This window comes from Rhodococcus sp. IEGM 1351 (assembly GCF_030056875.1).
Lineage (GTDB): Bacteria > Actinomycetota > Actinomycetes > Mycobacteriales > Mycobacteriaceae > Rhodococcus_F > Rhodococcus_F opacus.
This window is the reverse complement of record NZ_JASHKU010000012.1, coordinates 1-23,007: the sequence shown is the minus strand read 5'-3', so window position 1 is coordinate 23,007 and position 23,007 is coordinate 1. Positions and strand designations below refer to the sequence as shown.

The window sequence follows — 23,007 nt, the reverse complement described above, 5'->3', positions numbered from 1 at the left end:
CGCAACGCAGACGAACACACGGAGGAAGATCGTGCGCTGGAGTCGAGTAGTCAACGTAGTCAAGTGTCACGTCGGGGGCGAGATCAACAACGTCGTCACCGGCGGAATCGGCGACGTCCCCGGCGCCACGGTCTTCGACAAGATGAAGCACTTCCGTGAGCACCGCGACGACCTCCGGCAGCTACTGCTCCACGAGCCGCGGGGCTCGGTGACCCAGTGCGTCAACTTCGTCGTCCCGGCGACGGATCCCGAGGCCCAGATGGGCTACGTCATCGCCGAGTCCACGGAGTACCCGGCCATGTCGGGGAGCAACACCATGTGTGTCGTCACCGCACTGCTCGAGACCGGCATGATTCCCATGGTCGAACCGATCACCGACATCGTGCTGGAAGCACCCGCCGGACTCATCCGCATTCGCTGCACCTGCGAGAACGGCAAGGTGACGAGCGTCGAGTTCGAGAACCAGCCCGCGTTCGCCTACGAGGTCGGGGTGCCGCTCGAACTCGACGGCTACGGCACCCTCACCGTCGACGTCGCGTGGGGCGGCATGGCCTACGTCCTCGCCGACGCCGACCAACTCGGATTGAAGCTGCAACCCGACGAGGCACGCGACATCTGCGACCTCGGACAGAAGCTCAAGACCGCCGCCGCCGAGCAGATCCCCGCCGTGCACCCGACCAATCCCGAGTTCGCCGGAATCACCCAGACCGAATTCGTCGGACCGCTCTCCCGCACCGACGGGGTGCTGACCGCCCGGAATGCCGTGGTGGTCTCCCCCGGCCGGCTCGACCGCTCGCCCTGCGGCACCGGCACGTCCGCTCGACTGGCGGTGCTGAAGGCGAAGGGCCTCATCGAGGTCGGGGAGAAGTTCGTGCACGAATCGGTGATCGGCAGTCGCTTCGAGAGCCGGATCGACAGACTGACGAAGGTCGGAACGTACGACGCCGTGGTTCCCCGCGTGAGCGGCCAGGCGTACATCACCGAACTCAGCCAGGTCGGACTCGACCCCGCCGACCCGTTCCCGACCGGCTACACCCTGTCCGACACCTGGCCGACCGGCAACTGACCCGCACGTGAGTGGGAAAGTGTGCCCTGGCACTCTTTGCCACTCACGTGGGGAGCAGGGGTTTGACGGCGCGGCCGAGGAACTCGACGAAGCCCAGCAGATCCGGTTCGTCCTCGGTCGGCGCGAAGGCCACCGACGTCGCGCCCAGGCGGGCAAGCCTTCGCACCTCTTCGGCGACGGTGCTCGCGTCACCCGCGACCCCGATTCCCGTGTCGGCCGGCTTCTCCCACCGCGCCAGTTCCGCGTCCACCCGTTGCCGCGCACCCTCGCCGGTGGCGGCGATCTTCGGGACGACCATGCGATGCGACGACGCCCGTTCGTCGCCGATCTCCTCGACGATCAGGTCGCGGGTCCTGCGGATGTCGTCGTCGCCGACCGCGGACGCGAGGAGGTTGCCGTCACCCAGACGCGCCGCCAGCCGGACCGACTTGGGACCTTCGCCGCCCAGCATCAGCGGAACCCGCTCGGTGGGAGGCCAGTCGAGTCTCACACGATCGAGCCGAACGTACCGTCCCTGTGTGCTCACCGACTCGCCGTCCAGCAGTGCCCGGAGCGCCACCGTGTACTCCTCGAGGAGGGTCATCGGTGACGCCGCCCGCGCACCCACCTGCTCCATCCATCCCTGCACACCGTGTCCGATGCCCGCAATCACTCGACCGGGAAACAACCGAGCGAGCGTGGCGATCTCCATCGCGGTGAGCGCGACGTTGCGCAGCGGGACGGGCATCAACCCGACGCCGACGTGGATTCGCTCCGTCCACGCGAGTGCCGCGGCCGCCGAAGCCACGCCGCTCTCCTTGAAACAGTCCTCCCACAACCAGATCTCGTCGAGGCCACTGTCCTCGGCAATCCGCGCGAAGTCCTTCAACCTCTCGGGTTCGATCGTCGGGATGAACGTCACGCCCAGTCGCGGCACCGCAGTCGTCATCGATCCATCATGGAGGATGACGTCCGGCTGTCGCGGGGCATCGCCATCATTCGCGCGGCGGCGCGGTACTGGATTCGCGCGGCGGCGCGGTGCTGGCGCGGACGACCAGTGACGTCTTCATCAACGATCGCGTGCGGGTGCCGCCACCCAGTCGATCGAGCAGGATCGTCGCGGCCGCGCGGCCCTTCTCGACGATCGGTTGATGAATTGTGCTGAGACCGAGTAGTTCTGCAACGGGTGCGTCGTCGAATCCGATGACGGACATGTCGTCGGGCACGGCGAGTCCGCGCTCGCGTAACACCTGCCACGCCGCCACCGCGTGCACGTCGGACGTCGCCACGAGAGCGGTCGGCTGAGCGGCGTCGAGCAGGATCCGGGTGGCCTCGGCACCGGCGGCGCGATCGATGTTGCCCGCCACGACGATCGACAGTTCCTCCACCGGGAGGTGGTGGTCGCGGGCCGCGGCGAAGTAACCGGCAAGCCGCTCTCGCGCGTTGCGTTCGGTCGCCGCATCGACGTCGTCCGCCGTGACCATCCGGCAGTCGGAATCCTGGCCGAGCTTATCGACGATGATCCCGATGCGTCGGTGGCCCAGGCTCAGGATGTGGTCCATCTGCAGGTAGGCGCCGTGCCGGTCGTCGATGGCCACGAACGGGAGTCCCGCGCTTCGCGGCGAATCGACCACGACGGCCGGGATACCGCGCGCGATGATCGCCTCGACCAGAGGATGCCCGTCGGGGACGTTGTGGATGACCACACCGTCCACGAGGCCACGGAGAACCAGTGAGTTCGGTGGTGAATCCGGGGATCCACCGCGCGAGGCCGGAAACAGGGTGAGGGCGATGTCGGCCGAGTTCCCGATTTCCGCGATGCCCTTCATCAGCAGGGTCACGGACGGATCCTCGAGCGCCTGCACCGGGGAGTCGGGCACGATCACGCCGACCGCGCCGATCCGCCCCGACCGCAGACTGCTCCCGGCGATGTTCGGGCCGGCGTAGCCGAGTCCCGCGGCGACGGAATAGATGCGTTCTCGTTGTGTCGCAGAGACCTTCGACGATTTGCTGAAGGCGTAGGAGACGGTGGCGACCGATACTCCGGCCGCCCGGGCGACGTCTTTCATCGTGACCAAGTGGTGCTCCCTCGTCGGCGATCATCGGCCGCAACCGGCCGTTGCGCACCGGAGCGCACAAATGGCAAAGCCCGATCCTAGTCCGCGTCCGGACGCTCCCCACGTTCCCCTCGGCATCAGCCATTGACAGCTCCCCAGCCGGTGATACGATTCACCACCATAAGTTAATCGTTTCACCATTTCCGGTTTCACCATCCACGGGAGCACTCATGACCAAGGTCCTCTACCTGTACGGCGGCTGGCCCGGCCACCATCCGTACGACATCGCCGCATGGGCACGCGAACTGTTTTCCGAGCTGAACTACCAGGTCGAGGAGTCGCAGGACATCTTCACCCTCGACCGTGACCTGACCGGATACGACCTGATCGTGCTCGGCTGGAACAACGCGCTCACCACCGAAGACCTGAGCGATTCGCAGGAGAAGAACCTGCTCGACGCCGTCGCGGCCGGAACCGGGGTCGCGGCGTGGCACGGCGCCGCCGCCGCGTTCCGGGCGAGCCTGAAGTACCACTTCCTCCTCGGCGGCGACTTCGTCGAACATCCTGCGGGAGAGTCCTTCCCGCAGCCGTACAAGGTGAGCATCACCGACCGCGAGCACGAGGTGACCGCCGGTGTCGAGGACTTCGCGGTGGCGTCCGAGCAGTACTACATGCACGTCGACCCGAACAACCGGGTGCTCGCGGAGACCGAGTTCAGCGGCGAGCACCTGCCCTGGCTGGAGGGCCTGCGCAGCCCGGTGGCGTGGGTGCGCCAGTGGGGCGCCGGCCGGGTCTTCTACCACTCGATCGGTCACACGCCGGCAGACCTGTCGGAGCCGAACGTGCGCCGACTGACCAAGCAGGGACTGCGCTACGCCGCCCGCGTAGCGAACTGACACAGCAAGGAGAAACGATCATGGCGAAATTGACCGGCGGGCAGGTGGTCGCCCAGGTCCTGAAGCAGTACGGCGTCGAGTACGTCACCGGAATTCCCGGCCACGGGATCTGGTCGCTCACCGATGCGTTCCTGGAGAAGGGGTCCGAGATCCCGTTCATCCAGGTCTACCACGAGCAGAGCGCCACGCACCTCGCGGACGGGTACTACCGGGTGTCCGGGAAGCCGATGGCCGCGGTGGCGTCGATCGGGGCGGGCGCGGCGAACACCGTGCTCGGTCTCGCGACCGCGTACAGCGACTCGACGAGTCTGCTGTGCATCACCGGCGGGCCGCCCACTCACATGCGCGGGCGTGGTCTGCTCCAGGAACTGGAGCGGCACACCGACAACGGCTTTCCGCAGGTCACCGACGCAGTGTCGAAGCGCAGCTGGGTCGCCACCCGCGTGGAGGAACTGCCGTTCATCATGCACCGTGCGTTCAGCACCATGCTGACCGGTCGCCCGGGGCCCGCGCACATCGAGGTGCCGATGGACGTGCAGGCCGAGGCCGCCGACGTCTCCCTTCACGACCTCGCACGGCGGCTGCCGGTCGGGCTCCAGCAGCCCGACCCGTTGGCGATCGACAAGGCCGTCGACGTGCTCCGTGACTCTCGACGGCCGGTGATCGTCGTCGGCGGCGGTGCCATCACGTCCGACTCGGCCGACGAGGTGCTCGCCCTCGCCGAGGCGTGGCAGATCCCCGTGGTCACCACGTGGAACGGCAAGGGCGCGTTCCCCGAGGACCACGCGCTGTTCGCGGGCAGCGTCGGCCAAACAGGAACGATCGTGGGCAACGCCGTCGCCTCTCGCGCCGACGTGGTGATCTCCATCGGATGCCGGTTCACCGACTGGTCTTCCTCCAGCTACGCGCAGGGAGTCACGTTCTCGATTCCGCCCGCCAAGCTCATCCACATCGACATCGATCCGCACGAGATCGGCAAGAACTACCCGGCCGAGGTCGGCATAGTCGCCGACGCCAAGCCGACCGTCGCCGCGATCGTCGCCTCCCTCCCCCGCAGCAGCGCCGACCGGTCCGAATACCTCGCCGAACTCGAGCAGCTGAAGGCCGAGTGGGAGACCAAGCTCGCCGGCCGGCGCGATTCCGACCGGTTCCCGTTCACCTCCCAGCGCCCCCTCGGCGGTCTGCGGTCGGTGATGGAACGGGACGGCATCATCGTCGCCGGCTCCGGCAACACCCAGGGCGCCGTCAAGCAGACTTTCCCGGTGTATCACCCGCGCACCCACCTGACGTCCGGCGGATTCTCGTCCATGGGCTGGGCCGTGCCCGCCGCGATCGGCGCCAAGCTCGCCGCCCCCGACCGGCAGGTGGCGTGCGTGCTCGGTGACGGCGACTTCCTCATGACATCGCAGGAGATCGGTGTCTGCGTGCAGCACGACATTCCGGTGGTCTTCGTGGTCCAGGACAACGCGGGCTACATGTCCATCCGCGGCGGCCAGCGCAAGCAGACCAGCCGGCACATCGGCACCGAGTTCAACCGCCCGGACGGCACCCCGTACAGCCCCGACTTCAAGGCACTCGGCCAGTCGTTCGGACTCGAATCGTTCCGGGTGGACGACCCGGCCGACCTCGAGAGCACGTACCGGAAGGCCTTCGACTCGAAAGCGCCTGCGCTGATCGAAATCCCGACCGATCGTGATGCGGCGGGACCATGGGTTCCCGGTTGGTGGGACTTCCCCGTTCCCGCGTACATCGAAGACGAGCGTCAGGACGAGTACTGGGCGACCCGAGCCAAGGAACAGCACCTGTGAGAACGTCCGGACACGATCAGATCGACGCGTATTCACCGCTGCGCGAAGGCGCGGTGGTCGATGTGGGCGACTCCGACACGGTCACCGCCGATGTCGTGGTCGTCGGATCCGGGATGGGTGGTTCGACGCTGGCGTGGGCGCTCCGCGATCGGGACGTCGACGTCCTGGTCGTCGAGCGCGGGCGGTTCCTCCCCCGCGAGGTGGAGAACTCGCAGGCCGCGGAAATGTTCCTCGAAGGCCGGTACAAGACCGCGGAACCGTGGTTCGACGGCAGCAACGGTGAACCGTTCCAGCCCGGCGTGTACTACTGGGTGGGCGGCAACACCAAGTTCTACGGCGGCAGCCTCCCCCGATTCCGCGTCACGGATTTCGAGGAGACGCAGCACTACGACGGCATCTCACCGAAGTGGCCGTTCAGCTACGCCGATCTCGAACCGTTCTATGCCGAGGCGGAGCGCCTCTACCAGGTGCACGGTATCGACGGCGAGGATCCGACGGAACCGCCGCGGTCGTCTCCGTACCCGTTGCCGCCGTTGCCGCACGAGCCGACGATCGAGCGTTTCGCGTCCTCGCTTCGTCAACAGGGACTGCACCCGTTCCACACACCGAACGGCATGAACCTGACCACGCAGGAGCATCGCAGGCAGTCGACGGCGTCGGACGGCACCCCGTCGCAGACCGATCACAAGAGTGAGGCGGAGAACCGCGCGCTGCGGCCCGCTCTCGAGTCGGAGCGGGTGCGTCTGCTCACCGAAGCGAAGGTGACGCGTCTGCTCACCGATGCGAAGGGCACGCGAACCGTCGCCGCGGAGGCCGAGTTCCGTGGTCGCACGATCCGGATCACGGCCAACCAGTTCGTGGTCTCGGCAGGGGCGGTCAACACCGCGGCACTGTTGCTCCGCTCGGCCGACGAACGGAATCCGGACGGCCTCGGCAACTCGTCGGGGCTGCTGGGCCGGAACTACATGGTGCACAACAGCACGTTCTTCATGGGCGTCAACCCCTTCCGGACGAACACGACTGCGTGGCAGAAGACGTTGGGAATCAACGACTGGTACGTCGCGGGCCCGAGCAACGAGTATCCGCTCGGCAATCTGCAGATGCTCGGCAAACTGCAGGCCGCGCACGTGAAGGGGGCGCGGCCCTGGGCTCCGATGTGGGCGCTGAAGGCGGTGGTGGATCGCAGCCTCGACATCTACCTCACCACCGAGGATCTGCCGACGCGGAACAATCGGGTCCGGATCGACGGCGACCGGATCATCGTCGACTGGACGCCCAACAACACGGCACCGCACAGTGAACTGGTTCGCCGCGTCTCGACGGCAGTCCGCAAGGCGGGGTATCCGATCATCCTCACCGAGCGGATGGGGATCGCGACGAACTCGCACATGTGCGGAACCGCGGTCGCGGGTACCGATCCGGCGGCGAGTGTCCTCGACCCGAACTGTCGCAGTCACGACGTCGACAACCTGTGGGTCGTGGACGGATCGTTCTTCCCTTCGTCGGCGGCGCTCAACCCCGCGCTGACCATCGCGGCCAACGCGCTGCGCGTGGCACCCCACATCGCTTCTGCCGCAGTGTGATGTGATCCGATCACGGTTCGCCCGGCCTCGTTCCCAGAGGCCGGGCGAACCGTGTGTTCACCTCGAGCCGATCCGCTCCTCGGCGAGCGGAGACTCCTCCCTCTCGCGGGTTTCCCCGGCCGCACTCGCAACCAACCCGGCGAGGACGGCGCCGGCGAGGACGACGTAGAAGGCCTGCAGGAGCCCGAACTGCTCACCGAGCAGCCCGAGGAGCGGCGGCCCGACCAGAAACGCCATGTACCCGAGCGTCGACACCGCGCTGACGCGTCGCGCGGCGCCGGCACCCGAGTCGGCTGCCGCGGACAGTGCGAGCGGAAATCCAAGGGCGACAACGACACCCCACAACGCACAGCCGAGCGCGGCGAGAACCAGGTTCCCCGCCAGGATCACGATCAGGTCCCCCGCCACCGCGAGCGCCGCGGACCAGCGGACGGTCGCAGAGCGGCCGTACCGGTCGACGACGCGCCCGCCGAGTAGGCGGCCCGACGTCATCGCGGCCACGAACACGACGTAGAACGCAGCGCCGGTGGCCGACCCGACTCCGTACCCGTCGACGATTCCCAGTGGAAGCCAATCGTTGGCGCTGCCTTCCGCGAACGCCATGCCCAGCGCGATCAGGCCGAGGAGAACGATCCGGGTGTCCCGCCAGATGGTCAGACCGCCGGACGTGCCGGATCGACGGCACGTGCGCCCGGCCTCTCGTCCGGTAGCCGGAGGTAGCAGCGCCACGACGCTCACGCTCGTCACGAGGACCACGACGGCCAGCACCCCGAGATGCACCGGCACCGGAACATCGAGCAGTTCGGCGACCGCCCCGAGGCCCGCGCCGGCGAGCGTTCCGAGACTGAACGCACCGCGCAGCGACGGAAGAAAGCTGCGTCCCATGCGCTTCTCGATCGCTGCACCCTCGACGTTGAGGGCCACCTCGCACATGCCGAATCCCGCACCGGTGAAGGCGAGTTCCAGACCGACCAGGGCCGCGATCGCGACACCCGAACCGAGTCACATTGAACAGGCCGAGGCTCGCGACCGTGGCCGCGGCCGTGATGACGTGACGGGCACCGATCCGGGCGACGACGGGACCGGCGAGCAGCAGCCCCGCCATCGATCCGATCGACAGACCGAGAATGATCAGACCCATGTCGCCCGTGCCGACTCCCAGGGACGAGCGAATGGCTGGGGTGCGGGTCACCCAGGACGCATAGGTGATCCCCGTTCCGACGAAGACGACGAAAGTTGCTGCTTTCCAGCCACGCTCACCGCGCTTCAACGGCGGACTCTCGGTAGGAACAGCTGTCTCCTGTTCGTGTCGGGGGATGGTTAATCGTATCACCGGGCAACGACACGAAAGGCGGTCCGGCACCTCGGGAGAGGTACCGGACCGCAGGAATCGGAAGTGCCGGACGACCTACCCGGTCGCGACCTCGTGCCTGCTCGTCTCCGACGCCGGCTTGTGGTAGCGCGGCACCAGGCGCATCAACGCGGGACCGCCGATCGCGATCAGCGCGAGAAGGATGGCTGGCAGAAGCGGCATCCATTCGATACCGAGGTTGTCGACGACGACGGTGATCGCAGCAGGCCCGACGAGCATGCCCACGTAGCCGATTGCGTTGACCAGACCGATGTTCCGCCCCGCGTTCTCGGGATCGCGTCGCCCGGCCGCCGACAGCATGAGCGGCGCCATGCACGCCAGGCCGAGTCCCAGCAGCACGAAGCCGGTGAGGGCGAGCGGCGCCGAGCCACCCAGCATCGCGAGAAGCGCACCGGCGGCACCGATGACACCGCTCGCACCGACGATGAGTCGAGCGCCGAAGTACTCGGCCAGCTTGTCGCCGAACAACCGGCCGACGAACTGCGCTCCCGAGTAGAGCGTGACAGCCGTCGCTGCCAGGCCCGCCGTGGTGCCGACCGCTCGGCGAACGAATTCCTGACCCCAGTCCAGGACCGCGCCCTCGCTCAACATCGATCCGAGCAGGAGCACACCGAATCCGATCATCACGAGAAGCGTCGCCGTGGTGGCCGAACGCTTCCCCGGGTGCGCGGGGTCGGCGGCGCCCGGAATCTCGTCCTGGTCCGGAGGCAGCAACTCGTCGAGCGAGAGAAGCCATTTGCCGAAGACGACACCGAGTACCGACAGGACCACGCCGATCGAGATGTAGGCGACGGCCGGGCTGTCGGTGAAGTGCCGCGCCAGAGCGCTGCCGACGAGTCCGAGAACGAAGCCACCCGCCGGGTAGGCGGCGTGGAACGCGGACATGATGGGTCGCCCGTAGTACCGCTCGACCTGCACACCGTGGGTGTTGAACGCCGTGTCGAAGGCGCCGCGGAGCAGTCCGATGAGCACGCCGATCACCATCGCTCCGACCAGCCCGTCGAGGAACGCGAGGGGGATGTAACAGAGGGGGTAGACGACCATCGTGGGCATGGCCGTGTTTCTCGGACCGTACCGGTCGATGAAGGGGCCGATGGCGAAGCAGCCGACAGCGGCGCCGATGCCGATCGACAGCGCGAGGAGGCCGAACTGGGAGTCGCCGCCGTCGCCTTCCCATCCGAGGTGACTACGCAACGAGGTGGTGCTCGTCGACCACATCAACATCACGGCGCCGAGCTGGAAGAAGCCGAAGAATGTTGCGATTCGCGCCTTTCGCACGCGTGTATGGTCGAGCACGGGAGCGGTGCCTGCTCCATGTGTTGCCATGATTTCGTCCTTGCGGTAGGTCTCGGACCGCCGCGGGCGCCTACGGGGGTAGGCATCCGTTCAGCGAGTAGCGAGTGCGTGAACTTTCGATCAACGCCGACTGGATGGCCGGAATCTCGAGGAAAACATTACGAAGGTGACGCGCCGCACAACAGGTACAGACCGTGTACCTCCTACGCGCAGACTGCACAGAATGAGAAGCCGGCGCCGACCGTGTCATGGCCGCCCGCTCCGTAATCATGGTCGCCCGATCCGAATCATGGTCGCCCACTCCGTCGAGCCACGATGGACGACCCCTCGAGCAGATCCAGCCCCTTCACCGCGAGCAGCAGGCTCTGGCGAGTGGCGGCGTCGTCCAGGGATTTGCCCAGGATCGCGGCGATGCGGTCGAGCCGGTTGTACAAGGTCCGGCGCTGGATGAAGAGTTTCTCGGCCGCTTCGGTCTTGCGGCCGTCGACGGCGAGGAAGGCGCGCAGTGTCGGCAACAGCGGGGTCGTGGACTGCGCATCCTTCGTGAGCAGTGGGCCGAGTTCGTCCTCGACGAAGCTGGCGAGTTCGGGACCCTGCGCCAACGTCACGAGCAGACGTTCGACGCCGAGGTCGTCGAAGTGCAGCATGGGTGAGGCAGGCAGGGAGCGCGACACCGCGGCGGCACTCTTCGCCTGCGTGACCGCGACCTGCAGCATCGATGCGGGCACCGCGCGGCTCATGCCGCCACCGTGCTCCATATTCCCGAGCAGGCCCGTGAGCTCGGCGCGGGTTCGACCGGACTCCGCCGCCACGGCCACGACGTAGTCGCCCATGTCGGCGCTGATCGCACCCGTGTCGATCTGACGGCCGGCCCGCGGACCGGACGACTCGTCGCGGGCATCCTTGTTCGCGATGACGACGACGATCTGTCCCGACCCCAGCTGATATCCGAGTCTTCCTGCCTGGTCGACGAATTCGGCCCCGGAGAGATCCCCGATCAGCAGTCGCGTGATCAATGCCGTGCTCCGCTGATCGTCCCTCGCTTCCCGGCTGCGGTCGGTCAGCAACGAGATCGCGACGGCCGCGGCGGCACGCTCGGTCGCGAAGGCCGCGGTGGCCCGTTCGGTCGCGGGCCGGTCGGTGAAGACGTGAATCCAGCCCCACGGCTGACCGCGCATCAGGACCGGCCTGCGGACGCATCCGCTGTCGTCGCTGTGGAGGCCCCGCGCGTGCCGGTCCCAGCCCTCGATGCCGGCTTCCTCGTCGAATTCGCCGACGTACGCCATCACGCGATGCGCGATGTTCTCGAGCACCACCGTGCCGTCGGTGAGTTCGGCCAGCGTCTGCACGATCGAGAGGTAATCGGCGCCGTCCAGGAGGAGGTTCGAGAAAGTGGACTCGACTTCCCGTTCGTGGGTGAGCGCCTGCAGGCGCTTGCCGGTCAGGATCTCGTGTACCTGCGACGAGACGCCGGCGAACGACACCTCGCGGGCGAGGGCGATGATCGGCAGGCCGCAGGCCTGCCCTTCGGCGACTACTGCATCCGGTACGCGGTCGAACATCCGTCCCGACTCCTCGATGACGAGCGCCGCGGCCCCGGCATGAGCGGCTGCGCGCACGAACACCTGCTGAAGGGCGCCCGTGCTGCCCATTCCGAGCCCGGCGGTCAGGAGTAATTCTCCACCCCGGAGGAAGCGGGCGATATCCGAGATCTCCGAGGAATGCACCCAGCGCACCTCACGGTCGAGGCTGCCCGATCCGGTCAGGACACGGGCTCCCGCGTCTTTCAGGAGATCGATGTCGAGAGCGTCAGCGACGGTGAAAACCATGCTCAATGGTACACAGAACGTGCATGAACCGACGCAAATAGTTCCCACAATGCAACTGTCGGAAACACGTGTGGCACCGCGATGCTGAGTGACAACAGATCCAGCCCTCGCTCATCCGAAGGAAGCATCCCATGTCATTCGTCCTCAAGGCCGCCGTCGGTGAACCAGCGCAGCGGGCGAGCAACCCCGCCGTGGTCGACACCGTCGCCGCCGTCATCGCCGACGTCCGCGCGAACGGCGACGACGCCGTCCGGAAGTACTCCGAGAAGTTCGACGGCTGGTCCCCCGAATCGTTCCGGCTGGGCGAGGACCGGGTGGCGGAGATCGTGAAGTCCGTTCCCGAGACCGTCCTCGACGATCTGCGATTCGCGCAGCGCCAGATTCGCGACTTCGCCCAGGCGCAGCGGGACTCCATCCAGGACCTCGAGGTCGAGACCCTCCCGGGTGTGTTCCTCGGGCACCGCAACGTCCCGATCGACGCGGCTGCCGCCTACGTACCCGGCGGGCGCTACCCGCTGACCGCGTCCGCGCACATGACGGTCCTCACCGCGAAGGTCGCGGGCGTCGAACGCGTCGCCGCGACGACGCCTCCGAATGCCGGGGAGCCGCCGCAGATCAGTGTCGCGGCGATGCACCTCGCCGGCGCCGACGAGATCTTCGTCCTCGGCGGCGTGCAGGCCGTCGCCGCACTCGCGCTGGGCACCGAGACCATCGACCCGGTGTCCATCCTCACCGGCCCCGGCAACGCCTACGTGGCCGAGGCGAAGCGCCAGCTGTTCGGGGAGGTCGGGATCGACCTCTTCGCCGGACCGACCGAAACGCTCATCGTCGCCGATCACCTGGCCGACCCGTTCACCATCGCCGTCGATCTGCTGAGCCAGGCCGAGCACGGCCCGGATTCGCCGTGCGTGCTGATCACCACGTCGGAGTCCGTGGGACGAGCGGTGATCGATCATATCGACGCCCTGCTCCCCGGCTTGGTCACCAACGCCATCGCCGGCCCCGCGTGGCGTGATCACGGCCAGATCCACGTGGTGGACACCCTCGACGAGGCGTACCGGCTCGCCGACGTCTTCGCGTCGGAGCACGTCCAGATCCTCACCGAGGACCCCCGTCAGGCCCTGACCTCCATGCGGAACTACGGCGCCCTGTTCCTCGGCGAAGGAACGTGTGTTCCCTACGGCGACAAGCTGATCGGCACCAACCACGTCCTCCCGACGCTCGGTGCGGCCCGCTACACGGGCGGTCTGTGGGTGGGCAAGTTCCTCAAGACGCTCACCTATCAGGAGGTGCGCGACCTCGGCAGCAGCGCGAAGCTCGGCGAGGTGTGCGGCCGCCTGTCGCGTCTGGAGAAGTTCGAGGGACACGCCCGCTCCGGCGACCTTCGCGCCGCCAAGTTCGGCAACGCCCCGCTCCCGTGGGGCGACCTCCCGACCCGGGTGACGTCCGAACGATGACCCGCATCGAACACGACCTCCTCGGCGACCGCGAGGTCCCCGACGACGCCTACTACGGCATCCACACGCTGCGGGCGACGGAGAACTTCCCGATCACCGGCATTCCGCTGGCCAGCCATCCCGACCTCGTGTCGGCGCTGGCGTCCGTCAAGCAGGCGGCGGCGCAGACCAATGCCGGCCTCGGCCTGCTGCCGCGGCGCGAAGCGGACGCCATCGTGGCGGCCTGCGACGAGATCCGGGCCGGCGCGCTGCGCGACCAGTTCGTCGTGGACGTCATCCAGGGCGGCGCCGGCACGTCGACGAACATGAACGCGAACGAGGTGGTGGCCAACCGGGCCCTGGAATTGCTCGGCCACCGGCGCGGCCGCTACGAGTATCTCCATCCGCTCGAGCATGTGAACATGAGCCAGAGCACGAACGACGTCTACCCCACCGCGATCAAGGCCGGCCTGCAAACCGCCCTGACCAGGCTGCGGGCGGCCATGCAGGACTTGGCTGCGGCATTCGCGGTGAAGTCGACGGAGTTCTCCGACGTCCTCAAGGTCGGCCGCACCCAGTTGCAGGATGCGGTTCCGATGACCCTGGGCCAGGAGATCGCGACGTTCGCTCTCATGATCGACGAGGATTCTCAGCGACTCGGGGAGGCGGCAACGCTCATCTCCGAGATCAATCTGGGCGGAACGGCGATCGGGACCGGCCTCAACGCGCACCACGAGTACGCGTGGCGCGTGCGCGAGCACCTTGCCGCGATCACCGGGATCGAGGTGACGACGGCGTCCGACCTGATCGAAGCCACGCAGGACGTCGGGGCGTTCGTCCAGCTGTCCGGGGTCCTCAAGCGCACCGCGGTGAAGCTGTCCAAGATCTGCAACGACCTCCGGCTCCTGTCGTCGGGGCCGCGCGCCGGCTTCGGTGAGATCACGTTGCCGCCCGTGCAGGCGGGGTCGTCGATCATGCCGGGGAAGGTGAACCCGGTGATCCCGGAGGTCGTGAACCAGATCGCCTTCCGGGTCGTCGGCAACGACCTGACCGTGACGATGGCGGCCGAGGGCGGGCAGCTTCAGCTCAATGCCTTCGAGCCGGTCATCGCGCACAGCCTGTTCGAGACGATCGAATTGCTCACTCGCGGATGCACCGTCCTGCGGGAGCGCTGCGTGGTCGGCATCGGCGCGAACATCGACCACCTGAAGAACATGGTGGACGCGTCCATCGGCGTCGTCACCGCCCTCAACCCGCACATCGGGTACACCGCGGCCACCGCGATCGCCGCCGACGCTCTCGCGACCGGGCGCACCGTCGCCGCGCTCGTGCTCGAACGGGGTCTGCTCAGCCGCGAGCAACTCGACGACGTGCTGCGGCCGGAGAACCTCACTCGACCGCTCGTGCCCTGACGGCGGCGAGCAGCTCATCCCCCGCCGGGATGAGCTGCTCGGGTGGGGTTGACATCCACCACACTGCCGCTAACCTTTAGTTATACGTATAACCTTTTCACCGACTGCCGGTTCGCGTCGACCCGCCCGGCAGAACGTTGACACCACTCTCTACGACCGAGGAGCAGGACCCATGAGTGACGCATCCGTGGGGGAGCCCACAGGCCCGAGCAAACACAGCTACGACGTCGTCATCGTCGGCAGCGGAATGGGCGGCGGAACGCTCGCTTACGCGCTCGCGGACTCGGGAGTCGATGTGCTTCTGATCGAGCGCGGCGACTTCCTGCCGCAGGAAAAGCAGAACTGGGACCCCCGGGAAGTTTTCGAGGGACACCGGTACGCGAACACCGAGCAGTGGTACGACCCCGACGGGAGGCCGTTCAGCCCCGGCACGTACTACTACGTCGGCGGGAACACCAAGCTGTACGGTTCGTCGCTCGTCCGGTTCCGTCGTGAAGACTTCCAGTCGACGCAACACGAGGACGGCGAATCTCCCGAGTGGCCCTTCTCGTACGACGACTTCGCGCCGTATTACGCACGGGCAGAGCAGGTGTACCGGGTACACGGCGATCACACCGACGACCCCACGCTCCCCCGTGACGAGCCCTTCCCCTACCCGGCGATCGGACACGAGCCACCGGTGCAGGAGGCGGCCGACGCACTGCGGCGTCTCGGGTACACGCCGTCGAACATCCCACTGGGCATCGATCTGCGGGATGGCGGCGGATGTATCCGCTGTCAGACCTGCGACGGGTTCCCCTGCCGGGTGCTGGCGAAGTCGGACGCGGATGTGCGCTGCGTCCGCCCGGCCATCGCGTCCGGCTCGGTGGAACTGCTGACCAACGCGTACGCCGAGCGCGTCCTCACCGACGAGACCGGCAAACAGGCCACCGGCGTACGACTCCGGCACCGCGGCACCGAAGTCGTCGTCGACGCACGCACCGTGGTGGTGTCCTGTGGCGCCGTCAACTCCGCGGCGCTGCTGCTACGGTCGGCGAACGCCGCACACCCGGACGGTCTCGCCAACTCCTCCGGCATGGTCGGACGAAACTACATGGTGCACAACAACTCCATCATGGTCGGCATCAACCCGCTGAAGAAGAACACGTCCGAGTTCCAGAAGACGTTGTACATCAACGATTTCTACACTCACGGCACCGCGGACCACCCCTATCCGCTGGGACACGTGCAACTCATCGGCAAGTTGCAGGGCGAGATGATCAAGGGCCAGCGGCCGCTGATCCCCAAGTGGGCGCTGAGCCAGGCCACCGCGCGCAGCATGGATTGGTGGCTGTTCACCGAGGATCTGCCGGATCCCGACAACCGCGTCACCCTCACCGACGACGGCAACATCCAGATCGCATGGACCCCCAACAACACTCGCGCCCACGAGGTACTCGTCCGCGAGGTGCGGAAGATCCTCCGGAAGATCGGCTATCCGTTCGTCTTCAGCCAGGGCACCGGCATCGAGGTCAACTCCCACCAAGCCGGCACCGTGCGGGCCGGAACCGACCCCGCGACCTCCGTGCTCGACGCCGACTGCCGCGCCCACGACGTCGACAACCTGTACGTCGTCGACTCGTCCTTCTTCCCGTCCCTGCCCGTGATGAACCCTGCCCTGTCCATCGCGGCCAACGCCTTCCGCGTCGCCGAGAGCATCGCCGACCGAATCGGCAAGACCCGTTCCCACGACACCCCGGCCCAGTCCGCGTCCCTGTGACGCTTCGCCCCCACCACACCCAGAAAGCCTCTTCGATGACAACACAGAAACTCACCGGCGGACAGATGGTCGTCGACTTCCTCATCCGCGAGGGAGTCGAGAAGGTCTTCGCGATCCCCGGACACGGCAACACCGCCCTCCTCGACGCGTTCGTCGACCGAGCCGACGAGATCGAACTGGTGCCGGCCATGCACGAACAGGGCGCCGCTCACATGGCCGACGGCTACTACCGGGCCTCCGGCAAGATCGCCGCGATCTGTACCTCCATCGGACCGGGCGCGACCAACACCCTCACCGGACTCGCGACGGCCTTCGCCGACTCGATGCCGATGCTCCTGATCACCGGTGCCGTGCACACCTACATGGAGAACCGCGGGGTGCTCCAGGAGATCGACCGCCCGCACGGCAACAACTTTCCCCGCATGGTGGAACCGGTGGTCAAGCGCTGGTGGCAGCCCAGCCGCCTCGAACAGCTTCCGGTGGCGCTCGCCCAGGCGTTCAACACCATGCACGAGGGCAGGCGCGGACCCGTGCTCGTCGACATCCCGCAGGACCTGCAGGCCGAGTACGGCGACTACACCCCCGACACCGGTGCCCGCCGTCCCGCCACCCGCGCAACGGGTGACCCGGCCGTGATCGCCGAGGCCGCACGCCTGCTGGCCGGTGCGAAACGTCCCGTCATCGTGGTCGGCGGCGGCGTCATCCACGCCGAGGCCGCCGCCGAGTTGATGGCCGTCGCCGAGCACCTCGGCGCACCGGTGACGCACTCGTTCCAGGGCAAGGGCGCGTTCCCCGCCGACCACGACCTCTACGCGTGGCCGTGCGGCGACATGGGTTCGATTCCCGGCAACGGCGTGACCCGCACAGCCGACGTGATCCTCGCCGTCGGCTGCCGGTTCAGCGACCGCATCACGTCGTCGTACCGTCCCGGCGTCACGTTCGACATCCCGAACACCAAGCTCGTGCAGATCGACATCGACGGCTTCGAGATCGGCCGCAACTACCCGGTCGAGGTCGGCGTCGTCGGCGACGCGAAAACGTCCCTCGCCGCGCTGCGCGACATGCTCGCCGACCTCGGGCCTGCCCTCGACTACCGCAACACCGACTACTTCGCCGAACTGCAGGACCTCAAGGCGCAATGGGACGAGCACCTGCGGCCGATGCGGACCACCGACTACCTGCCGATGACCAACTCACGGGCGATGGTCGAGATCCGCAAGGCCCTTCCGCGCGAGGGCATTCTGGTCACCGACTCGTCCAACCCCGCGAACCAGGCGTTCAACGAGTTCCCGATCTACGGCCCGAAGACCAACATCGTGGCCGGCGGCTTCTCCGGCATCGGATTCGGTGTGCCCGCCGCGATCGGTGCTCAGATCGGCGCCCCGGACACCCCGGTCCTGGCGATGGTCGGCGACGGCAGCTTCCTCCAGACCGGCACCGAGATCGCGACCGCCGCGATGCTCGGGGTGCCGCTGGTGATCGTCGTACTCAACAACGGCGGCTGGGAGGCGATCAAGGACCTCCAGATCAGCCTGTTCGGTGAAGAACGCGAAATCATCTCCGGCTGGAAGAACCTCGACGGGACACCGTATTTCGCCGACATCACCCGGTTCGCTCAGTCACTCGGTTGCAGCGCCGAGCGCGTCGAGGACCCGGAGAAGCTGGCCGACGCGATCGAGCGCGCGTTCGCGACGCCGGGCCCGGTGATCATCGAGGCGATGAGCGCCCACGAGCTGCCGTGGACGGAAATGCACCCGACCGGCTGGTGGGACATCACCGTTCCCGCGTACCACGGCGAGGTCCGTGACGACTACGTCGCGCAACGCGGATTCTGATCGGAGACCGGCATGGGACAGATCACACTCGGTCTGAATCTGGAGTTCGCCCGCTTCGAGAACGGGTCGTTCGACTGGGCCATGGACCAGGCCGCGGCGATCGGCTACAAGTACGTCGAGCCGATGGTCTACTGGGGCCGCGAGTTGCTGAGCACGGCCGGGTACTTCCACACCCGGTCGATGCTCGACGACCCGCTCATCACGCGGGACGCCGCCGAATCACGCGGGCTGACCATCTCCTCGCTGTCCAGTCATGCACCGCTGGCCAAGCCGGACGTCAGCGTCGACTATCTGAAGCAGTCGATCCGCTACGCGGCCGAGGTCGGGTCCCCGATGATCATGGTCGACGACGGGCCGCTGCCGACGTGGACCACCGAGGCGGAGAACTACACGCTGATGCGGTACACGCTGCAGGAGGCGGCGAAGGTGGCCGAACCGCGCGGCATCAAGATCGCTATCGAGACGCACGGCGAGTACACCGCGACCCCCGAGCGGCTCGCGAAGATCATGACGCTGATCGACAGCCCGGCACTGACGATCAACCTCGACACCGGCAACAGCTACCTCAGTGAGAACGACCCGCACGAGTGGCTCGAGCAGATCGTCGGCGGCGTCACACACCTGCACGCCAAGGACATCGGCATCGAAGACGCGAAGAGGCTGCGCGGCAAGGTCCGGGGCATGCTCGGCTGCGCCTGCGGCGACGGCGTCATCGACTGGGAACGCATCGTCACCACACTGCACAAGGCCGACCACGACGTCGTCCTGTCGGTCGAGTGCGGTGGCCTCGACGCCGCGAAGAAGAGCTACACCTACCTCACAGATCTGATCACCCGCATCCAGGGCAGCTGACAACGGCGTCGCCGGTCCTGCAGGTGATCTCGCGACACGCTGGGTCCTGAACCGACATTCGAGTCCCCGGTGCGTCGTGTCCACCGTGCCGCCCGACACCCCGTGTGTCGGGCGGCACGCTTCACCCCTACCAGTAACCGGGAAGAGCTTGTCATGAATACTCCTGCCCGCACCGAGGCACGTCATCGCGTGGTGATCATCGGTTCCGGATTCGGCGGCCTGTTCGCCGCGAAGGCGTTACGCCGGGCCGACGTCGACGTGGTGATCGTCGACCGCACCAGCCACCACCTGTTCCAGCCGCTGCTGTACCAGGTGGCGACGGGCATCCTATCCGAGGGAGAGATCGCACCGTCGACCCGGATGGTGTTGAAGAATCAGTCGAACGCCTCGGTGATACTGGGGGACGTCACCGACATCGACCTGGCGACGCGCAGGATTACGTCGACCCACCAGGGCAAAACGACCACCACCGGGTACGACAGTCTGATCGTCTCGGCCGGAGCCCGGCAGTCGTATTTCGGTAACGACCACTTCGCCGAACACGCCCCCGGCATGAAGACCATCGACGACGCACTCGAACTCCGTGGCCGGATCCTGGGCGCGTTCGAACGTGCCGAACTGTCCACCGATGCCGAGGAGCGGGCGCGCCTCCTGACGTTCGTGGTGGTCGGCGCCGGACCCACCGGGGTGGAAATGGCCGGTCAGATCGCGGAATTGGCCCACCGCACGCTCGTCGGCGCGTACCGGAACTTCGACACCCGCGACGCCCGGATCGTCCTGCTCGACGCCGCGTCCGCGGTGTTGCCGCCGTTCGGCGACCGGCTCGGGTCCGCCGCGGCCGAACGCCTCGAGAGGATCGGGGTCGAGGTGCGACTCGGCGCGACGGTCACCGACGTCGACGCAGACGGGGTGACGATCAAGGACGGGCGAGGCGAGACCGTCCGCACCGAATCCGCGTGTAAGGTGTGGTCGGCGGGCGTGGAAGCCAGCCCACTGGCCAGGCAGCTTGCCGAGCAGTCGGGGGCCGAACTCGACCGGGCCGGGCGGATCGCCGTCCGCGAGGACCTGACGGTGCCGGGACACCGCGAGGCGTTCGTGATCGGCGACATGATGGCGCGCGACCGCCTTCCCGGGGTGGCGCAGGTCGCGATCCAGGGTGGCCGCTACGCGGCGCGGCAAATCGCAGCCGATGCCGGCAGGCGCGCGACGTCACCCGACCGCGTTCCGTTCCGATACCGGGACAAGGGGTCGATGGCGACGATCTCGAGGTTCAACGCGGTCGTGAAGGTCGGGGGCATCGAACTCGCAGGATTTCTGGCGTGGATCCTGTGGCTGGCCGTCCACGTCGTCTACGTCGTCGGGTTCCGGAGCCGGCTGTCCACGCTCATGTCGTGGACGTGGACCGTCCTCGGGTCGTGGCGGGGACAGATGACGGTCACCGACCAACAGGTGGTGGCACGCAACGTCATGGGCACACTCGTTCTCCTCGACCGGGGTGAGGACGACGATGACGCTGTTGTCGCCAGAGCGAGCTGACACCCGGATGACGCGCGCGGTCCGGCCGATAAGCTGGGCTCGGTAACCGTGCGACGGAGAGGATCGGCATTCGTGACCACGATGCACGACGTCGCCCGAGCGGCAGGCGTGTCGCAGGCCGCGGTCTCGTACGCGTACAACCAGCCCCACAAGCTGTCGGCGGCCCGGCGCGCCCACATCTTCCAGGTGGCCGCGGAACTCGGGTACGCCGGCCCCAACCCCGCGGGCCGCAATCTCCGCACCGGGCAGGTCGGTGCGCTGGGGCTGATGATCACCGACTCGTTGCGCTACGCGTTCGACGATCCGGCCACCTCGCAGTTACTGAAGGGCATATCGGAGGTCGGTGAACTCGCCGAGGTCGCGCTGACCCTGCTGCCCTGCCCACTCGAGTCGACCCGGGTCGCCGAGGGATCCGGCGTGCTCGTGCGGGGCGCGGTGGACGGATTCCTCGCGTATGCGATGCCGGACGGCCACCCCGGAATGCAGACGGCGATGAGCCGCCGGCTGCCGATAGTCGTGATCGACGGCCCCAATCCTGGCGGACTGCCGCGCGTCGGGATCCGGGATCGGCAGGCCGCCAAGGAAATCGCGGAGCACGTTCTGTCGCTCGGGCACCGGCGTGTCGGGTTTCTCGTCGACCGGCTCGTCCCCGACGGCAAGGGTGGGCCCGTCGACGCCGCCCGCATCAGGGCCGCACGAGACCACGTGATGAAGGAACGCCTCGCCGGATACGCGTCCGCCTGCCGCACATTCACGGTGCCGTGGTCGTCCGCCGTGGTCGTCGAAGCAGGCGGGTTCGACTACGAACTGTCCCGCACCGCCGTCGAGACGCTACTCGATGCCGGTCCCGTGACCGCCGTCATCGCAGCCTCCGACCTGCTGGCCCTCGCGGCCATCGACGTCGCACAGGAACGTGGTCTCCGGGTGCCGCAGGATCTGTCGGTGGTCGGTTTCGACGACATCCCCGCGGCCCGGGCCGCCGGACTCACGACGGTCCGGCAACCGCTCGTCGAGAAGGGCCGCGAGGCCGCGCAACTGCTGCTCGACATCATCGGCGGCGGAGCTGGACGGGAAATCACACTCCCCACCGAGCTCGTCGTCCGCGAGAGCTCCGGACCCGTTCCCGCGGATCGGTGAGTTACCCTACTTCGCCTCGCAGTTCGGGATTGCCGTCGACGATGGAGTAGAGCGCCTCGGTGATCGCCTTCACCCGCGCGAGGCGCGTCAATTCCCGCGGTACCACCAGCCAGTAGGTGCGGTGCGCAATGAAGTCGTCGCGGAGAACCGGCACGAGATCCTCGTCCAGCGCCCCGATGTAGCTCGGCAGCGGCGCGATCCCGACTCCATGCTTCACGGCCTGGTAGTGGCCCGCGATGTTGTTGGTCTGGATCTGGGCCTGGAAATCCGGAATCAGCGAGTCGAGGATACGCAGCGGTTCGACATCCAGGAATGCATCCACGTACCAGATGAGCGTGTGGTGCCGGAGATCCTCGAGCGACGTGATGGGGTCGTGTTGGTCCAGGTAGCCCCGTGATGCGTACAGACGGAGGTCGTACTCGGCCAGTTTGCGGACCACGACGGACCGCGGCGACGGACGCTCGAGGGTGACCGCGATGTCGAAGTCGCGCCCGGTCAGCAGGTCGTGGGTGGTCGACGTGACGAGTTCGGTGAACAGATCGGGGTGCTCGGACCGCAGAGCGGCCAACCCTGGCACCAGCACGAACGACCCGAAGCCGTCGGGAGTGATGATGCGGACGGTGCCCGTCAGCCCGCCCAGGGACGACGTTTCGTCGAGAGCGGCGAGCACCGCGGATTCCACCGCCTCCGCGTGGGGAACCAGTCGCCGGCCCGCTTCGGTGAGCTGCCACCCCGACACGCCACGATCGAAAAGTCTCGTGCCCGTGTCTTTCTCGAGTCGAGTGATTCTCCGCGAGACGGTCGTGTGATCGACACCGAGCCGCTTCGCCGCATCGGCGAGGCGGCCGGTTCTCGACAACTCCAGGAGGTAACGCATGTTGTCTGCGGTGAACATCGCCCTCATCCCTGTGCAAAAGTGCAGTCCGAAGTGCCATTTTACTCGTTGACGCAGGCATTGTTGCCCAGCAGACTCGTGGGCACCCCACCTTTCCCAGGAGTGAACCCCATGGCCGTTATCTCGCATTGGCTCAACAACAAGTCCTACCCCGGAACGCGTGTCGATACCGCTCCGGTCACGAATCCGGCGACCGGTGCCGTCACCGGTCAGGTCGCCCTCGCCAGCGTCGAGGACGCCCGCGCCGTCATCGACGCCG

16 protein-coding genes and 1 pseudogene are annotated in these 23,007 nt (G+C 67.3%); 11 read left to right on the top strand and 6 right to left on the bottom strand.

Features of this window, described 5'->3' with window-relative positions; genetic code table 11:
* The first annotated feature begins 31 nt into the window (after positions 1–31).
* Positions 32–1,066, top strand: a complete 1,035-nt coding sequence (locus QM806_RS21270; RefSeq protein ID WP_054246083.1) for a proline racemase family protein — start codon at positions 32–34, stop codon at positions 1,064–1,066.
* Between the two features lie 43 nt (positions 1,067–1,109).
* Here QM806_RS21270 and QM806_RS21265 read toward each other — a convergent pair whose 3' ends face one another.
* Together QM806_RS21265 and QM806_RS21260 are read right to left on the bottom strand one after the other, a co-directional pair.
* The gene (locus QM806_RS21265) at positions 1,110–1,994 is read right to left on the bottom strand and encodes an LLM class flavin-dependent oxidoreductase (RefSeq protein WP_043793604.1); all 885 of its coding nucleotides are present in this window, start codon (positions 1,992–1,994) and stop codon (positions 1,110–1,112) included.
* Positions 1,995–2,040: 46 nt separating this feature from the next.
* Positions 2,041–3,123, bottom strand: coding sequence for a LacI family DNA-binding transcriptional regulator (locus tag QM806_RS21260; protein ID WP_210461276.1), 1,083 nt, complete (start codon positions 3,121–3,123; stop codon positions 2,041–2,043).
* A gap of 209 nt (positions 3,124–3,332) precedes the next feature.
* On the opposite strand from QM806_RS21260, the gene QM806_RS21255 reads away from it, so the two are divergent.
* The 3 genes from QM806_RS21255 to QM806_RS21245 are packed head-to-tail and all read left to right on the top strand — an operon-like array spanning position 3,333 to position 7,389.
* Complete coding sequence (locus tag QM806_RS21255) at positions 3,333–3,998, top strand: ThuA domain-containing protein (protein WP_283292744.1); 666 nt, start codon at positions 3,333–3,335, stop codon at positions 3,996–3,998.
* Positions 3,999–4,018: 20 nt separating this feature from the next.
* Positions 4,019–5,806: a thiamine pyrophosphate-binding protein gene (locus tag QM806_RS21250; protein WP_169692852.1), complete on the top strand. Its 1,788-nt coding sequence runs from the start codon at positions 4,019–4,021 to the stop codon at positions 5,804–5,806.
* Entirely contained in the window at positions 5,803–7,389 is a 1,587-nt protein-coding gene (locus QM806_RS21245; protein ID WP_283292741.1) for a GMC oxidoreductase, read from the top strand. The genes QM806_RS21250 and QM806_RS21245 overlap by 4 nt, the downstream gene beginning before the upstream one ends.
* A 57-nt stretch (positions 7,390–7,446) precedes the next feature.
* Here QM806_RS21245 and QM806_RS21240 read toward each other — a convergent pair whose 3' ends face one another.
* The 3 genes and pseudogenes from QM806_RS21240 to QM806_RS21225 form a co-directional block, all read right to left on the bottom strand.
* Positions 7,447–8,322 (bottom strand): MFS transporter, encoded by an 876-nt coding sequence (locus QM806_RS21240; RefSeq protein WP_283292739.1) that lies wholly within the window; start codon positions 8,320–8,322, stop codon positions 7,447–7,449.
* Positions 8,323–8,797: 475 nt separating this feature from the next.
* Positions 8,798–10,114 (bottom strand): annotated as a pseudogene (locus QM806_RS41420) (MFS transporter); the annotation flags it as partial.
* Positions 10,115–10,344: 230 nt separating this feature from the next.
* Complete coding sequence (locus QM806_RS21225) at positions 10,345–11,886, bottom strand: PucR family transcriptional regulator (protein ID WP_164059372.1); 1,542 nt, start codon at positions 11,884–11,886, stop codon at positions 10,345–10,347.
* A gap of 131 nt (positions 11,887–12,017) precedes the next feature.
* Here QM806_RS21225 and hisD point away from each other — a divergent pair, with 131 nt between their 5' ends.
* From hisD to QM806_RS21190, 7 genes are all read left to right on the top strand, one after another.
* Entirely contained in the window at positions 12,018–13,343 is a 1,326-nt protein-coding gene (gene hisD, locus QM806_RS21220; RefSeq protein WP_005566516.1) for a histidinol dehydrogenase, read from the top strand.
* On the top strand, positions 13,340–14,734 hold the full coding sequence (gene aspA, locus QM806_RS21215; RefSeq protein ID WP_005566517.1) for an aspartate ammonia-lyase: 1,395 nt from the start codon (positions 13,340–13,342) through the stop codon (positions 14,732–14,734). Before hisD ends, aspA begins: the two co-directional genes overlap by 4 nt.
* A 172-nt stretch (positions 14,735–14,906) precedes the next feature.
* A complete protein-coding gene (locus tag QM806_RS21210) occupies positions 14,907–16,493 on the top strand; it encodes a GMC oxidoreductase (protein ID WP_283292736.1) in 1,587 nt (528 codons plus the stop codon).
* 35 nt (positions 16,494–16,528) lie between these two features.
* A complete protein-coding gene (locus QM806_RS21205; RefSeq protein ID WP_283292734.1) occupies positions 16,529–18,328 on the top strand; it encodes a thiamine pyrophosphate-binding protein in 1,800 nt (599 codons plus the stop codon).
* A 12-nt stretch (positions 18,329–18,340) separates the two neighbouring features.
* A complete protein-coding gene (locus QM806_RS21200) occupies positions 18,341–19,180 on the top strand; it encodes a sugar phosphate isomerase/epimerase family protein (protein WP_283292732.1) in 840 nt (279 codons plus the stop codon).
* A gap of 153 nt (positions 19,181–19,333) precedes the next feature.
* Entirely contained in the window at positions 19,334–20,716 is a 1,383-nt protein-coding gene (locus QM806_RS21195; RefSeq protein WP_283292730.1) for an NAD(P)/FAD-dependent oxidoreductase, read from the top strand.
* Positions 20,717–20,788: 72 nt separating this feature from the next.
* The gene (locus QM806_RS21190; protein WP_346772587.1) at positions 20,789–21,853 is read left to right on the top strand and encodes a LacI family DNA-binding transcriptional regulator; all 1,065 of its coding nucleotides are present in this window, start codon (positions 20,789–20,791) and stop codon (positions 21,851–21,853) included.
* 1 nt (position 21,854) lies between these two features.
* Here QM806_RS21190 and QM806_RS21185 read toward each other — a convergent pair whose 3' ends face one another.
* Positions 21,855–22,748, bottom strand: a complete 894-nt coding sequence (locus tag QM806_RS21185; RefSeq protein ID WP_054246074.1) for a LysR family transcriptional regulator — start codon at positions 22,746–22,748, stop codon at positions 21,855–21,857.
* Between the last annotated feature and the right edge of the window lie 259 nt (positions 22,749–23,007).

Bases quoted from the DNA above. Each gene is read 5' to 3' on its own strand.
- QM806_RS21240 (WP_283292739.1), bottom strand. From the start codon at position 8,322: ATGTGCGAGGTGGCCCTCAACGTCGAGGGTGCAGCGATCGAGAAGCGC.
- QM806_RS21185 (WP_054246074.1), bottom strand. From the start codon at position 22,748: ATGTTCACCGCAGACAACATGCGTTACCTCCTGGAGTTGTCGAGAACC.
- QM806_RS21200 (WP_283292732.1), top strand. From the start codon at position 18,341: ATGGGACAGATCACACTCGGTCTGAATCTGGAGTTCGCCCGCTTCGAG.
- QM806_RS21210 (WP_283292736.1), top strand. From the start codon at position 14,907: ATGAGTGACGCATCCGTGGGGGAGCCCACAGGCCCGAGCAAACACAGC.
- hisD (WP_005566516.1), top strand. From the start codon at position 12,018: ATGTCATTCGTCCTCAAGGCCGCCGTCGGTGAACCAGCGCAGCGGGCG.
- aspA (WP_005566517.1), top strand. From the start codon at position 13,340: ATGACCCGCATCGAACACGACCTCCTCGGCGACCGCGAGGTCCCCGAC.
- QM806_RS21195 (WP_283292730.1), top strand. From the start codon at position 19,334: ATGAATACTCCTGCCCGCACCGAGGCACGTCATCGCGTGGTGATCATC.
- QM806_RS21205 (WP_283292734.1), top strand. From the start codon at position 16,529: ATGACAACACAGAAACTCACCGGCGGACAGATGGTCGTCGACTTCCTC.
- QM806_RS21225 (WP_164059372.1), bottom strand. From the start codon at position 11,886: ATGGTTTTCACCGTCGCTGACGCTCTCGACATCGATCTCCTGAAAGAC.
- QM806_RS21255 (WP_283292744.1), top strand. From the start codon at position 3,333: ATGACCAAGGTCCTCTACCTGTACGGCGGCTGGCCCGGCCACCATCCG.
- QM806_RS21250 (WP_169692852.1), top strand. From the start codon at position 4,019: ATGGCGAAATTGACCGGCGGGCAGGTGGTCGCCCAGGTCCTGAAGCAG.
- QM806_RS21265 (WP_043793604.1), bottom strand. From the start codon at position 1,994: ATGACGACTGCGGTGCCGCGACTGGGCGTGACGTTCATCCCGACGATC.